Raw genomic sequence first — 14,516 nt, 5'->3', positions numbered from 1 at the left:
TGCGTTCTACGGGATGGGCCAATGGCCCATCCCCTGTCTCTAGATCATGAGGGTTCTGAATGAGCCATGACATGTTCATAAACCAGTTCGGGACACGTGCTGTCCCGTGCGCCCGCCCCAGTGGGGAGGTCGCTTGATGACGGAGTCCGTGCATATGACCGGTTCCAAGCTCTCTGAGTCAGGAGCAGCCACCGTATTCAAAGATACGGTGCTTCTGGTCGTGACCGAAGCTGAGACCGAGGCATACATCCCTGAGATTCGCGAAAACCTGGACCTGCTGTGGCCGGGGCATCCGGACTGTGTCGTTGCAACCGACGGTGCGCTTAAGGATGATGCGACGCTGACTTTCCAGAACGTGACTTTCCTGCAGAAACTGGACAAAGCGGTGCGCCGGATACAGAAGGATCGTCCCGAAACGCGCCATATCTTTTTGATGCGCGACGTGTTTTGTCCGCTGGGACCGGTAGACACCCGGATGCTGGAAACGGCGATGGGTGAGGTTCAGGCGCAAGATTTGGAATTTGTCCTTTTCCAATGGCCTGGGAATTTTGAAAGCTATTTGGATTCCGATGTCGCGCCACCTGTGGTTGCTGATGGCGTGGACCTGCAGGCGATGCAGCAGAACCGGGATGGCATCAACTCACTCGCTCCAGCGATTTGGGACATAAATCACCTGTTGTCGGTGATTGACGCCAAAATGGGCGCATGGATTCATGACGCCGACCGGTTCCCGAATCCGGTGCCGGTCGCTGCTGTGCATTACATGCAGCAAGATGGCTGGCCGACCCTGTATGGTGGGTTCTTGATCGACGGGGTGGCAAACCCCAAGGCGATTACCAGAAGCTACTTCCCTGCTTCTCCGCTGGCGTCGAAGCTGCGCGTTGAATATTGCGGACAGGATGATCTGAACAAAGCCCGCAAGAAATACGGGCTGGCCAAGGCAACGCGCGGCCTAAGCAAAAAAGCAAAGCACAGCAAGGCGCTAAAAGACGCTCCACAGTGGACGCCCGAAGACGGTGCCGCTGAAGTATTCAAGAACACTATCCTGCTGGTCCTTTCACAAGCCGACAACGAGAAATACATCCCGGCAGTCCGTGAAACGTTGGATCGGTTTTGGCCGGGCCACCCCAATTGTGTTTTTGCGCACGGTGGGGAGAGTGAAGGCACCGGGGTGCCGGATGATTTGGAAGAAACGTTCCTGCAAAGGCTGGACGGTGCCGTACAGCGGATCCGTAAAGAGCACCCCGATACGCGCCACGTCTTTTTGTTGCCAAATGAGTTCTGTCCGCTGGGTCAGGTCGACACGCTGATGTTGCAAACTGCGATGACCAAGGTCCTCGACCAGGATCTGCAGTTCGTGCTGTTTCAGTGGCCCGGAGACTTCCGGATTGCCCTGGATTCCGAAGTTGCCCCTTCTGTGGTGGCAGGGAACCTAGAGCTTACGGCGATGCGGCCTTACTGGGAAACTATCAACGCGGTCGCACCTGCGATCTGGGGCATCGACCACCTTCAGTGGGTGATCGATACCAAGAAAGAGGCTTGGATTCATGACATCCGCCGGTTCCAGCATCCTTTGCCGGAAAGCCCGGCCGTTCACTACATGCAGCTTAACGGCTGGCCCACATTGGACGGCGGGTTCCTGATTGACGGTGAGGTCAATCCAAAAGCCGTGACCCGGACCTATTTCCCGCAGTCTTCTTTGATGACACAACTGCGCGAGGACTACTGCGGCGCGGATGATTTGCGCAAAGCTCGTAAAAAATATGGGCTGGCCAAGGTGACCCGGCGATTCTCCAAGGCTGCAGAACGTCGGAAGATGATGAAGCAGATCACAAAGCGAGCGCCGGAGGACGGCCCCGCCGAGGCGTTCAAAGACACTGTTCTTCTAGTATCGACCTATTCGCGTAATGAGCACTATATCCCGGCGATTCTGAAGACGTTGGACATGTTCTGGCCCGGTCACCCCGAATGTGTCGTGGCCACGGACGGGGATTTGGATGTGCCCGGTGTCATCCGGTTCAAGGACAAGACCTTTGTCGAGCTTCTGTTGGCCACTGCACGCAAGATCAAAGAAGATCGCCCGTCGACCCGGCATATCTTTTTGATGCTCGAGGATCTGTGCCCTCTGGCCCCGGTTGATACCGAGGTTGTCGAGACCGCCATGAAGAAAGTGCGCGAGAATGATCTGAAATATGCCCTGTTCCCATGGCCGGGCGATTTCAGCTGGACTTTTGACCGCACCTCGGCGCCGACCATCATCGGACCCGATGTCGAGCTGGCACCGATGCAAAAGGACTGGGACGCTCCCAATTCCCTGGTGACCGCCATCTGGAACATAGATCACCTGATCTGGATGGCTGAACGAAAGCTGGAGGCCGGAGTCAACGACCCTTGGGGTTTTGAGCACCAACTGGAAGAAAACCCACACACGCACTATATGCAACTTAACGGTTGGCCCACGGTTCAGGACGGCTTTTTTGTCCGTGGCAAACTGAACCATCTGGCCGTGACCCAAACCGGCTTTCCGCCTTCGCCGATCGCTTCGCAACTTCGAAAGGAATATTGCGGGGTCGACAACTTACAAATTGCCCGATTGAAATATGGCCTGACGGCATTTTCAGGACACGTTAAAGCGCGTAAAGAGCGCAAGCGTGGGCTGAATGCCAAAGCACCCGAGACGGCCAAACCTGCTGGAGACCTGTGATGAACCAGGAATTGACTCAAGGAAATAATCCTTTCAACCCGCTGACCCCGCCGAAGGTTTTCGACGAGATCAAGGTCTCATTGGCCAGCCCGGAACGGATTCTGTCTTGGTCTTATGGTGAGATCAAGAAGCCCGAAACCATCAACTACCGGACGTTCAAACCTGAACGTGACGGTCTGTTCTGTGCGCGTATCTTTGGCCCGATCAAGGATTACGAATGTCTGTGCGGCAAATATAAGCGGATGAAGTATCGCGGCGTTGTCTGCGAGAAATGCGGTGTTGAAGTCACCCTTCAGAAAGTCCGCCGTGAACGTATGGGCCATATCGAACTGGCAGCACCCGTTGCGCATATCTGGTTCCTGAAATCGTTGCCGTCCCGCATCGGTTTGATGCTGGACATGACATTGCGTGATCTGGAACGCGTTCTGTACTTTGAAAACTATGTCGTCATCGAGCCCGGTCTGACCGACCTGTCATATGGCCAGATGCTGACCGAAGAAGAGTATATGGACGCGCAGGATGCCTTTGGCATGGATGCGTTCACCGCCAACATCGGTGCCGAAGCCATTCGTGAGATGCTGGCCCAGATTGATCTGGAAGCCGAAGCCGAGCAGCTGCGCGCTGATCTGGCCGAAGCCACCGGTGAATTGAAGCCCAAGAAGATCATCAAACGTCTGAAAGTTGTTGAATCCTTCCTTGAGTCGGGCAACCGGCCTGAGTGGATGGTGATGACTGTTATTCCGGTCATTCCGCCGGAGCTGCGCCCGCTGGTGCCGCTGGATGGTGGCCGTTTCGCGACCTCGGATCTGAACGATCTGTATCGCCGCGTCATCAACCGGAACAACCGTCTGAAGCGTCTGATCGAACTGCGCGCACCTGACATCATCGTCCGCAACGAAAAGCGGATGCTGCAGGAATCCGTGGACGCTCTGTTCGACAATGGCCGTCGTGGCCGCGTGATCACCGGCGCCAACAAGCGCCCGCTGAAATCGCTGTCGGACATGCTGAAAGGTAAGCAGGGCCGCTTCCGCCAGAACCTTCTGGGGAAACGCGTGGACTTCTCGGGTCGTTCGGTCATTGTGACCGGCCCGGAACTCAAGCTGCACCAGTGTGGTCTGCCAAAGAAGATGGCGCTGGAACTGTTCAAGCCGTTCATCTACTCGCGCCTTGAAGCCAAAGGTCTGTCTTCGACCGTCAAACAGGCGAAGAAACTGGTCGAGAAAGAGCGTCCCGAAGTATGGGATATCCTCGACGAGGTGATCCGCGAACACCCTGTCATGCTGAACCGTGCGCCTACGCTGCACCGTCTTGGCATTCAGGCGTTTGAACCGGTTCTGATCGAAGGGAAAGCCATCCAGCTGCACCCGCTGGTTTGTTCGGCCTTTAACGCCGACTTTGACGGTGACCAGATGGCTGTACACGTTCCGCTGAGCCTTGAGGCCCAGCTGGAAGCGCGTGTTCTGATGATGTCGACAAACAACGTTCTGTCGCCTGCAAACGGCGCACCGATCATCGTTCCGTCGCAGGATATGATCTTGGGTTTGTACTATGTGACCCTGGAACGTGAAGGCATGATCGGCGAAGGTAAAGTGTTCGGATCGATCGACGAAGTTCAGCACGCGCTGGATTCCGGCGAGGTGCATCTGCACACCAAGATCACTGCGCGGATCGCTCAGATCGACGAAGAGGGCAACGAAGTTCTTCAGCGTTTTGAGACCACGCCGGGCCGTCTGCGTCTGGGTGCCTTGCTGCCGATGAACAACAAAGCCCCGTTTGAGCTGGTCAACCGTCTGCTGCGCAAGAAAGAAGTGCAGCAGGTGATTGACACCGTCTACCGTTATTGCGGTCAGAAAGAGAGCGTCATTTTCTGTGATCAGATTATGTCGATGGGCTTCAAAGAGGCGTTCAAGGCCGGTATCTCGTTTGGTAAAGACGATATGGTTATTCCGGACGACAAGTGGGGCATCGTTGATGAAACCCGCAGTCAGGTGAAAGACTTTGAACAGCAGTACATGGACGGCCTGATCACTCAGGGCGAAAAGTACAACAAAGTCGTCGATGCCTGGTCGAAGTGTAACGACCGTGTCACCGAGGCGATGATGAGCACGATCTCGTCGTCCGAGCGGGCAGAGGATGGATCCGAGCAGGAACCGAACTCGGTCTACATGATGGCCCACTCCGGTGCGCGTGGCTCGGTCACTCAGATGAAACAGCTGGGCGGTATGCGTGGCCTGATGGCCAAGCCAAACGGTGACATCATCGAGACGCCGATCATCTCGAACTTTAAAGAAGGTCTGACCGTTCTTGAGTATTTCAACTCGACCCACGGTGCCCGTAAGGGCCTGTCGGATACCGCTCTGAAGACGGCGAACTCGGGTTACCTGACCCGCCGTCTGGTGGATGTTGCGCAGGACTGCATCGTGCGCGAGATCGACTGCGGAACCGAGCGTGCGATCACGGCCGAAGCTGCGGTCAACGACGGTGAAGTTGTTGCTTCGCTGGCCGAACGTGTGCTGGGCCGTGTCTCTGCCGATGACGTTCTGCGTCCGGGTACGGACGAGGTGCTGGTGGCCGCGGGTCAGTTGATCGACGAACGTATGGCCGACATCATTGACGAGGCTGCCGTTGCATCGATGCGCATCCGTTCACCTCTGACCTGTGAGTCCGAGGAAGGCGTTTGTGCGACCTGCTACGGTCGTGACCTTGCTCGCGGTACGCGGGTCAACACAGGCGAAGCTGTCGGCATTATTGCCGCGCAGTCCATCGGTGAACCCGGGACTCAGCTGACGATGCGGACCTTCCACATCGGCGGTGTTGCGCAGGGTGGTCAGCAGTCGTTCCAGGAGGCCAGCCAAGACGGTGTGGTTTCGTTCGAGAACCCGCAGGTTCTGGCCAATTCCGCAGGTGAAATCCTGGTCATGGGCCGGAACATGAAGCTGGTGATCAAAGACGAACACGGCGAGGAACGTGCCAGCCACAAGCTGGGCTATGGTTCCAAGCTGTTCGTCAAGGACGGTGCCAAGGTTGCCCGTGGTGACAAGCTGTACGAATGGGATCCCTACACCCTGCCGATCATCGCCGAAAAATCCGGTACTGCAAAGTATGTCGACCTTGTTTCGGGCATTGCTGTCCGCGATGAGACTGACGATGCAACCGGCATGACCCAGAAGATCGTGATCGACTGGCGCGCGGCTCCCAAAGGCAGCGACCTGAAGCCCGAAATCATTCTGGTCGGCGAAGATGGCGAGCCGGTCCGCAACGACGCGGGCAACCCGGTTCACTATCCGATGTCGGTGGATGCGATCCTGTCGATCGAAGATGGTCAGCAGATCGAAGCTGGTGAAGTTGTTGCGCGTATCCCGCGCGAAGGTGCCAAGACCAAGGACATCACCGGTGGTCTGCCGCGTGTGGCCGAACTGTTCGAAGCCCGTCGTCCCAAGGATCACGCGATCATCGCAGAAGCTGATGGTTACGTGCGCTTTGGCCGCGACTACAAGAACAAGCGCCGCATTAGCATCGAACCAGGCGATGAGTCGATGGAAACGATCGAGTATATGGTGCCCAAGGGCAAACATATCCCGGTTGCGGAAGGCGACTTCATCCAGAAGGGTGAATACCTGATGGACGGTAACCCGGCCCCGCATGACATCCTGTCCATCATGGGTGTCGAAGCGCTGGCGGATTACATGATCGACGAAGTGCAGGATGTTTATCGTCTGCAGGGCGTGAAGATCAACGACAAGCACATCGAGGTCATTGTGCGCCAGATGCTGCAGAAGTGGGAGATCCTGGATTCAGGTGACACCACCCTGCTGAAAGGCGAACATGTCGACAAGCAAGAGTTCGACGCTGCCAACGAGAAGACCCTCTCGCGTGGTGGACGTCCGGCTCAGGGCGAACCGATCCTATTGGGGATCACCAAAGCCTCGCTGCAGACGCGTTCGTTCATCTCGGCGGCGTCGTTCCAGGAAACCACTCGTGTTCTGACCGAGGCTTCGGTTCAGGGCAAGAAAGACAAGCTGGTTGGTCTGAAAGAGAACGTCATCGTCGGCCGTTTGATCCCGGCCGGCACCGGTGGCGCGACACAGGCTGTGCGTCAGGTTGCCCAGGGCCGCGACAACGTCGTGATCGAAGCCCGTCGGGAAGAGGCCGAAGCCGCCGCTGCCCTGGCTGCGCCGATGATGGACGACGACATGGTCGGAGACGAACTGGACGTTCTGGTGGAAACACCGGAAAGCCGCGAGTAAACGGTCTGCCATACCCAATTAGAGGCCCCGCGACTTCGCGGGGCCTTTTCTTTTGTCGACGACTGTCACCAGAGGTTTTTCTGTAAGTGCTTCCTTCGCTTCGAACGGCAGTTCCGAGCCCACTCCACCGACTGCCAAGGGTGGGTAGCCATCGGTAGTGACAACCTACAGCAATCGTTCCGAAATCAGTTTCCTGCGTTTACCTTGTCGCGGTTCCACCAACGATTGGGATTGGAATTGTGTGGGTCGTAGCTGGCGCGGCTGGCCCAACAATTCTTGATGAAGATCAAAGGCTCTTCGTAATGATGCACATCGCGTATCGCATCCAGAACGCGCCCAAGCGTTTCGGGGTTCTGCTCGACCGAAATAACGACAAGGACGCTTGGGAAGGTCTGAACCTTATTGGCGGCTCCCAGATGCACGGCACTGGTTGAGTTTTCTTCCGGCAAGTAAGTCTCGCTGCCGATAGCGCTGACAAATGCATTGCGCTTGTACCGGCCATAGATCAGTGGATCGACCTCCATCACGTTATCGATGATCTTGTCCGCATCTTCAGGTGTCGCCTGAATCTCGATCTGCCATACGCGTTCCACTGTGCCTGTGCGTGTTTTGAGTTTGTTGATGTCCATGCTTTGCATTTCCTTGTCCGTTATCTTCTTTATGCCATGGCCTCTCGGGCCTGATGATGAACGCCAGCCACAACCTGAAACCGAATTGTGCGGCGGTGATATGCGTGTCGCCACGAAGATCGTTTGTGCGATCAAACCAAGCATTGAGCGGGCCTCCTTCGGCGACAGTAGGCTTGAGCTGATTATTGCGGAAACGAATAATATTGCTAAGCGTGATGAGATATGGAAATCTTAGTTCATGAAGCGTGATCTCGAAATCGACCTGCTGCGATCCTTCGTCGCCGTCGCGGCGCATCGAAACTTCACGCATGCAGCAAAGGCCATTGGACGCACGCAATCAGCTGTCAGCCTTCAGATCAAACGGCTTGAAACCATCGTGGAGAAACGCCTCTTTGAGCGGAGCCGTCAGTCCGTGTCGATCACACAGACCGGCGAAGCGCTGCTGGTCTATGCAAATCGCATTCTGGCCGCGAACGATGCTGCGCTGTCACATCTGCAACGCCCAGAGGCGGAAGGATTGATCAGGATCGGCGCGCCTGATGACTACGCGACTTTCCTGCTGCCTCCAATTCTGTCCGCTCTGGCGAAAGCGCATCCCCGATTGCAGTTCGAGGTGACATGCGACAATGCCAGCGATCTGCTGCCTTTCTTGACGCGGGGACAACTAGATGTGGTCGTTGCGACGCACCGTCCAGATGCGGTCGCTGGACAGGTCGCGAGGCATGAACCGCTTCATTGGGTTGCCTCGCCCGATTTCATTGACGATCACGATCAACCTCTTTCGCTCGTTCTCTTCCCATCTGGTTGTGTGTGCAGGGAAATCGCCTTGGACGTATTGAAGCGCATCGACCGCCGATGGCGCGTTGCATATTCCACGCGCAGCATAGGGTTGATCGAGAAAGCCCTTCTTGACGGATCGTCAGTTTCCGTAATGGAGGCCTCTGTAATACCACCTGGCCTCAGGATCATTAACGGACAGGCAGGTTTACCCTCGCTGCCCGAAGTAGTGATATCCGTTCATCAACCGAACACCTGCGAAGCGCACGTGTCCCTAGCGGCCGACTTTCTGATAGAAAAACTGGGAAGGGCACCCCTGCGAGCTGTTTCGTGACACGGGCTTGACGGCAGCGTTGAATTGAGACCGGACATTGGAATCTCCGGCTTGTGTGGCAGCTTCGTCCGCAAAGCCGACCTTAAGTTGGTGCCTATATATCCTACACTGTGCGAGTCATCTTGTCGGGTATGTGCCATTCCAACGGTGTTTACCGAACTGCGTAAGCCTTTTCTTTTCTATGCCTGTCAGAGAACAGGATCACCAAGCGCTGTTTTCAGCGTGCCAGTAGATGAAGGCGTCGAATTTTTGTTGTCGGTTATGCTCAATTCGATTGTCGAGGGCGGGGCAGGAGGGTCGAATACGATGCCATCCCGGTGTGTTTTGAGGCGGTCGCGCGGGTTTTTCCGTCGGCTCGGATCGGGTGCCTGCGGGTTGACGCTGGTCTTGCACGCGGTGAGTAGTCCGAGATTGCGCCGCGAATTGACGCGGCTTTGTCGGGCCTAGATCACATGTTGGCTAGTTTCTCTGGCTGACGCCTGACTGGACGACGGTGATCAGCTAGTCCTGATCAGAGGTGTCGTTGTTGTTGACAACAAGGCACTGTTTCCGGCCAATGGCCGAGATTTTAGCTTTGGACTTTTGCTTTATGACCCCGAACGTGAAAGGCGCGCTGCTTATGATGGGCAGTATGGCGGCCTTTACTGTTAACGATGCGTTGATAAAAGTTGCCGGTGGAGAGGTGCCTCTGTTCCAGATGGTCGCCATGCGTGGTGCCTTGGCGACCGTTCTGATTTTCCTGCTGGCGCGGCATCAGGGTGCTCTGCATCTAAACTTTCCGCGTCACGACAAATGGCTGGTTGCGTTCCGGTGCCTGGCCGAGCTTGCGGCGACGTTTTTCTTTCTGACCGCCTTGCTGCACATGCCGTTGGCCAATGTGACGGCGGTTCTACAAGCCTTGCCCTTGACGGTCACCTTGGGCGCGGCGCTGTTTTTCTCGGAACATATCGGCTGGCGTCGCATTCTGGCGATTGGGTTGGGATTTGCCGGGATGCTGCTGATTGTGCGACCGGGTCCCGACGGGTTCAGCATCTATTCACTCTATGCGCTGGTTGCCGTGGTCTCAGTCACGGCCAGAGATTTGATCACACGGCGCATGTCAGCCCGTATCCCCTCGCTGGTTGTTACTTTGGCGACGTCCTTGTCGATCACGTTGGCGGCGGGCATTGCGACAACTGTTACGGGATGGCAGGTGGTGCCATCCGGGGCGGGGGCAATGGTGGCTTGTGCAGCAGTGTTCGTTTTGACCGGGTATCTGTGCAGCGTTCTGGTCATGCGCGAAGGCGATGTCGGGTTCATTGCACCGTTTCGGTACTCCAGCCTGATCTGGGCGTTGACCCTAGGCTGGATTGTGTTTGGGGATTGGCCAGACGCGGTGACGATGTGCGGCGTTGTTTTGGTAGTTGGTGCGGGCCTGTTTACACTGTTTCGCGAACGCGCGGCTCATTCAACCGAGTGAACTCGCCGGACGGCATCGTGATCAATGGCAAACCGCGCGATGAATTCACCCTGTTGTTCGGGCGTCAGTGCGGACAGTTGGGTGGTGCTGTTGCGGGCATGCGGAGAGTCATTAAACTGGTTCAGGGTCCGCACCCACATCGGCGCGTCCGGGTAGCTGATCACCGGCATAAAATTCCCGATCCGGTGATGGGCGAAATTCATGATTGTCTGCTCGCACCCGCCACGCACGTGTATGGCAAAGCCCACGCCAAGCAAGGGGCGAAACACTTGTGCCGCTTGAATGCCACCGGCGCCAAAACGGGCCAGAAATCCTTGATTGTAGTCGATGGCGACGGTCTTGCTCCTTTCCATCAACCCCTTGCCGTCCTTGGCTGCGAGGCGCAGCCGTTCGACGAAATCCACAGATACCGCGTCGTCATCATCATGGCGGAATTGCAGGCAGGGTTTGGCAGCGTCCGTGCGGGCGTCATTCAGGATCTGTTTCATCACCCTGCGGTGCCGGGCCGGTTCGCGTGCAATGATCTGTACCTGCTTTATTCCGGCGGTCAGATCGTGCAATCGATCCAGTGCGGGTTTGGGCAGGCATTCTCCGATGACGATGAGAAACTGATAATCCTGATCCGTCTGTTCTTTGAAGCAGGGCAGGGTGGTGGTTTCGAACAGGCGGAACCGCTCGTCCAGCCGGGCCGGGTCGTACAAGTATCGGCGGCGGTCTTCGATCGTTTCATGTTCGACCTGAAACCCACCAACGGCGGGGTAAGAAAAGCGGCACAGGCCGATGACTTGCATGATTCATCCATGGCTTGAACTGGTGATCGGACTATGCCCGCGCGGCCAGATACCCGCAATGTCCGCTGCACTGGAAATCGAGATCAGGCCCTGATAATTCAACGCATCCGGCTTTGCCGGGCACTTGTCGCGGTGTGCTGTTGACACTTGGTGCGACTCCGCCTAGAACGCGCGTCATCTCGGTGCCGGGGGCCGCCCCACAACCGATTCCAGTAATGAACTGGTCAAGGCCCGGACAATTTTTTCGTTCGCGCCCTCTGATAACAAACCGTGACGTTCACCTCGGAATGGGAACGCTCGCGGGTTTTGCGCTTGTGGACGCACGAGTGCAGCGAATTTAACCGCACGCATCGCGCGTGCATGTCATGTGTTGCAAAACGGGGATATAACCGGAATGCCAACGATCCAACAGCTGATCCGCAAGCCGCGGCAGCCGAAAGTAAAACGCTCGAAGTCCATGCACCTGGAGCAGTGCCCGCAGAAACGCGGCGTCTGCACACGTGTTTACACAACCACACCGAAAAAGCCGAACTCGGCGATGCGTAAGGTTGCCAAGGTACGCTTGACCAACGGGTTCGAGGTTATCTCGTACATCCCCGGTGAAAGCCACAACCTGCAGGAACACTCGGTTGTTCTGATCCGTGGCGGTCGTGTAAAAGACCTTCCCGGTGTCCGTTACCACATCCTGCGCGGTGTTCTGGATACCCAAGGCGTCAAAGACCGTAAACAACGTCGTTCGAAATACGGCGCCAAGCGTCCCAAATAAGAAGGAGAGGCTGATATGTCACGTCGTCACGCCGCCGAAAAACGCGAAGTCCTGCCTGACGCCAAATTTGGCGACAAGGTTCTGACAAAATTCATGAACAACCTGATGATCGACGGTAAAAAGTCGGTTGCAGAGCGCATCGTCTACAACGCTTTTGATCGCGTTGAAGGCAAGATCAAGCGCGCACCCGTCGAAGTGTTCCACGAAGCGCTCGACAACATCAAACCGTCGGTCGAGGTTCGCTCGCGCCGGGTTGGTGGTGCAACCTATCAGGTTCCGGTCGAAGTGCGCCCCGAGCGCCGCGAAGCACTGGCCATCCGCTGGCTGATCACTGCTGCGCGTGGCCGCAACGAAAACACCATGGAAGAACGCCTCGCCGGTGAACTGCTGGACGCTGTACAGTCCCGCGGTACCGCTGTGAAGAAGCGTGAAGACACCCACAAGATGGCCGAGGCGAACAAAGCCTTCAGCCACTACCGTTGGTAATTCCAGAGGCTTATTGAAATGGCACGCGAATATACACTCGATCACTACCGTAACTTCGGTATCATGGCGCATATCGATGCGGGTAAAACCACCTGCTCGGAACGCATCCTGTATTACACCGGCAAATCCCACAACATCGGTGAGGTGCACGACGGTGCCGCCACCATGGACTGGATGGAGCAGGAGCAGGAACGCGGCATCACCATCACTTCGGCTGCGACCACCACCTTCTGGGAACGCACTGAAGACGGTGAAACGGCTGACTCGCCCAAGCACCGCCTGAACATCATTGACACCCCCGGCCACGTTGACTTCACCATCGAAGTTGAACGCTCGCTGGCGGTTCTCGACGGTGCCGTCTGCGTTCTTGACGCAAACGCCGGTGTTGAGCCCCAGACCGAAACCGTGTGGCGTCAGGCTGACCGCTACAAGGTTCCGCGGATGGTGTTCGTCAACAAGATGGACAAGATCGGCGCCGACTTCTTCAACTGCGTTGCAATGATCGAAGACCGTACCGGCGCACGTGCTGTTCCGGTTGGTATTCCGATCGGCGCAGAGACCGAGTTGGAAGGTCTGATCGATCTGGTCACCATGGAAGAATGGCTGTGGCAGGGCGAAGACCTGGGCGCAAGCTGGGTCAAAGCACCGATCCGCGACAGCCTGAAGGACATGGCTGACGAATGGCGCGGTAAAATGGTCGAAGCGGCCGTCGAAATGGACGACGACGCGATGATGGAATACCTGGAAGGCAATGAGCCCGACGTTCCGACCCTGCGCGCCCTGCTGCGCAAAGGTACTCTGGAAATCGCGTTTGTTCCGGTTCTGGGTGGTTCTGCGTTCAAGAACAAAGGTGTTCAGCCGCTGCTGAACGCTGTGATCGACTATCTGCCCAGCCCGCTGGACGTTGTCGATTACATGGGCTTCAAACCCGGTGACGAAGAAGAAACCCGTGATATTGCCCGCCGTGCGGATGATGACATGGCGTTCTCGGGCCTGGCGTTCAAAATCATGAACGACCCCTTTGTTGGTTCGCTGACCTTTACCCGCATCTACTCGGGTACTCTGGCCAAGGGCGACACGCTTCTGAACTCGACCAAGGGTAAGAAAGAGCGTATCGGCCGGATGATGATGATGCACTCGAATGACCGTGAAGAAATCACGGAAGCATTCGCGGGCGACATCATCGCGCTGGCAGGTCTGAAAGACACCACCACGGGCGACACCCTGTGTTCGACCGGTGATCCGGTGGTTCTGGAAACCATGACCTTCCCTGATCCGGTGATCGAGATCGCGGTTGAGCCGAAAACCAAGGCTGACCAGGAAAAAATGAGCCAGGGTCTGGGCCGCTTGGCCGCCGAAGACCCGTCGTTCCGCGTGGAAACTGATCTGGAATCGGGTCAGACCATCATGAAGGGCATGGGCGAACTTCATCTGGACATCCTGATTGACCGTCTCAAGCGTGAATTCAAGGTTGAAGCGAACATTGGTGCACCGCAGGTGGCCTATCGTGAGACCATCGGTCACGAAGCCGAGATCGTTTACACCCACAAGAAACAGTCGGGTGGTTCGGGTCAGTTCGCTGAGGTGAAGATGATCATCACACCGACAGAGCCGGGCGAAGGCTATTCGTTCGAATCTCGTGTTGTTGGTGGTTCGGTGCCCAAGGAATACATCCCGGGCGTTGAAAAAGGCATCAGATCCGTCATGGATAGCGGCCCGCTGGCTGGCTTCCCTGTGATCGACTTCAAGGTTGCCCTGATCGAAGGTAAATACCACGACGTGGACTCTTCGGTACTGGCCTTTGAAATCGCCGCTCGTATGGGTATGCGTGAAGGCATGCGCAAAGCGGGTGCGAAGCTGCTTGAGCCGATCATGAAGGTCGAAGTGATTACCCCGGAAGAATACACCGGCGGTATCATTGGTGACCTGACATCGCGTCGGGGACAGGTTTCGGGACAGGAAAACCGTGGCAACGCAATCGCGATCGACGCGTTTGTGCCGCTGGCCAACATGTTCGGCTACATCAACACTCTGCGTTCGATGTCGTCCGGCCGTGCCCAGTTCACCATGCAGTTCGACCACTACGATCCCGTTCCGCAGAACATCTCGGACGAGATCCAGGCGAAATACGCGTAAGCGAAGATTTGAGGGAGCTCGACTAGCGGGCTCCCTTCATTACCGACAAAGGAGGCCATCATGGCAAAGGAAAAGTTTGAGCGTAACAAGCCGCACGTGAACATTGGCACGATTGGCCACGTTGACCACGGCAAGACGACGCTGACCGCAGCGATCACCAAGTATTTTGGTGACTTCCAAGCGTATG

At 56.5% G+C, this 14,516-nt stretch carries 11 protein-coding genes; 9 read left to right on the top strand and 2 right to left on the bottom strand.

What is annotated here, in order from left to right; genetic code table 11:
* The first annotated feature begins 136 nt into the window (after positions 1 to 136).
* Positions 137 to 2,704, top strand: coding sequence for a hypothetical protein (locus RUM8411_RS13810; protein WP_085823301.1), 2,568 nt, complete (start codon positions 137 to 139; stop codon positions 2,702 to 2,704).
* A complete protein-coding gene (gene rpoC, locus RUM8411_RS13805; RefSeq protein WP_085823300.1) occupies positions 2,704 to 6,951 on the top strand; it encodes a DNA-directed RNA polymerase subunit beta' in 4,248 nt (1,415 codons plus the stop codon). Before RUM8411_RS13810 ends, rpoC begins: the two co-directional genes overlap by 1 nt.
* Before the next feature lie 185 nt (positions 6,952 to 7,136).
* On the opposite strand, the gene RUM8411_RS13800 is transcribed toward rpoC, so the two are convergent.
* Positions 7,137 to 7,580 (bottom strand): hypothetical protein, encoded by a 444-nt coding sequence (locus tag RUM8411_RS13800; protein ID WP_234995235.1) that lies wholly within the window; start codon positions 7,578 to 7,580, stop codon positions 7,137 to 7,139.
* On the opposite strand from RUM8411_RS13800, the gene RUM8411_RS22555 reads away from it, so the two are divergent.
* The 3 genes from RUM8411_RS22555 to RUM8411_RS13790 all read left to right on the top strand — a co-directional run bounded on the left by RUM8411_RS22555 (position 7,573) and on the right by RUM8411_RS13790 (position 10,150).
* Positions 7,573 to 7,815, top strand: coding sequence for a hypothetical protein (locus RUM8411_RS22555; RefSeq protein ID WP_159453902.1), 243 nt, complete (start codon positions 7,573 to 7,575; stop codon positions 7,813 to 7,815). The two genes, RUM8411_RS13800 and RUM8411_RS22555, sit on opposite strands and share 8 nt — an antisense overlap.
* Before the next feature lie 3 nt (positions 7,816 to 7,818).
* A complete protein-coding gene (locus RUM8411_RS13795; RefSeq protein WP_085823299.1) occupies positions 7,819 to 8,691 on the top strand; it encodes a LysR substrate-binding domain-containing protein in 873 nt (290 codons plus the stop codon).
* Positions 8,692 to 9,280: 589 nt separating this feature from the next.
* Positions 9,281 to 10,150 carry a DMT family transporter gene (locus tag RUM8411_RS13790; RefSeq protein WP_085823477.1) on the top strand — a complete coding sequence of 290 codons (870 nt, stop codon included), beginning with the start codon at positions 9,281 to 9,283 and terminating at the stop codon, positions 10,148 to 10,150.
* Here RUM8411_RS13790 and RUM8411_RS13785 read toward each other — a convergent pair.
* Positions 10,135 to 10,941, bottom strand: a complete 807-nt coding sequence (locus tag RUM8411_RS13785) for a putative rhamnosyl transferase (protein WP_085823298.1) — start codon at positions 10,939 to 10,941, stop codon at positions 10,135 to 10,137. The genes RUM8411_RS13790 and RUM8411_RS13785 overlap by 16 nt on opposite strands.
* A gap of 394 nt (positions 10,942 to 11,335) precedes the next feature.
* On the opposite strand from RUM8411_RS13785, the gene rpsL reads away from it, so the two are divergent.
* The 4 genes from rpsL to RUM8411_RS13765 form a co-directional block, all read left to right on the top strand.
* Entirely contained in the window at positions 11,336 to 11,707 is a 372-nt protein-coding gene (rpsL, locus tag RUM8411_RS13780) for a 30S ribosomal protein S12 (protein WP_005621086.1), read from the top strand.
* Between the two features lie 15 nt (positions 11,708 to 11,722).
* Complete coding sequence (gene rpsG / locus RUM8411_RS13775; RefSeq protein WP_008756926.1) at positions 11,723 to 12,193, top strand: 30S ribosomal protein S7; 471 nt, start codon at positions 11,723 to 11,725, stop codon at positions 12,191 to 12,193.
* A gap of 18 nt (positions 12,194 to 12,211) precedes the next feature.
* Positions 12,212 to 14,329, top strand: coding sequence for an elongation factor G (gene fusA / locus RUM8411_RS13770; RefSeq protein ID WP_085823297.1), 2,118 nt, complete (start codon positions 12,212 to 12,214; stop codon positions 14,327 to 14,329).
* A 60-nt stretch (positions 14,330 to 14,389) separates the two neighbouring features.
* A partial coding sequence (locus RUM8411_RS13765; RefSeq protein WP_234995247.1) for a GTP-binding protein occupies positions 14,390 to 14,516 on the top strand: 127 nt, incomplete at its 3' end.

It is taken from the genome of Ruegeria meonggei, assembly GCF_900172215.1.
Classification (GTDB): Bacteria; Pseudomonadota; Alphaproteobacteria; order Rhodobacterales; family Rhodobacteraceae; genus Ruegeria; species Ruegeria meonggei.
Note: the sequence above shows the minus strand (reverse complement) of the source record. Positions and strands in the feature narration are given on the sequence as shown.

Bases quoted from the DNA above. Each gene is read 5' to 3' on its own strand.
- RUM8411_RS13785 (WP_085823298.1), bottom strand. From the start codon at position 10,941: ATGCAAGTCATCGGCCTGTGCCGCTTTTCTTACCCCGCCGTTGGTGGG.
- fusA (WP_085823297.1), top strand. From the start codon at position 12,212: ATGGCACGCGAATATACACTCGATCACTACCGTAACTTCGGTATCATG.
- rpsL (WP_005621086.1), top strand. From the start codon at position 11,336: ATGCCAACGATCCAACAGCTGATCCGCAAGCCGCGGCAGCCGAAAGTA.
- RUM8411_RS13810 (WP_085823301.1), top strand. From the start codon at position 137: ATGACGGAGTCCGTGCATATGACCGGTTCCAAGCTCTCTGAGTCAGGA.
- RUM8411_RS13790 (WP_085823477.1), top strand. From the start codon at position 9,281: ATGACCCCGAACGTGAAAGGCGCGCTGCTTATGATGGGCAGTATGGCG.
- RUM8411_RS13800 (WP_234995235.1), bottom strand. From the start codon at position 7,580: ATGGACATCAACAAACTCAAAACACGCACAGGCACAGTGGAACGCGTA.
- rpsG (WP_008756926.1), top strand. From the start codon at position 11,723: ATGTCACGTCGTCACGCCGCCGAAAAACGCGAAGTCCTGCCTGACGCC.
- RUM8411_RS13795 (WP_085823299.1), top strand. From the start codon at position 7,819: ATGAAGCGTGATCTCGAAATCGACCTGCTGCGATCCTTCGTCGCCGTC.
- RUM8411_RS22555 (WP_159453902.1), top strand. From the start codon at position 7,573: ATGTCCATGCTTTGCATTTCCTTGTCCGTTATCTTCTTTATGCCATGG.
- rpoC (WP_085823300.1), top strand. From the start codon at position 2,704: ATGAACCAGGAATTGACTCAAGGAAATAATCCTTTCAACCCGCTGACC.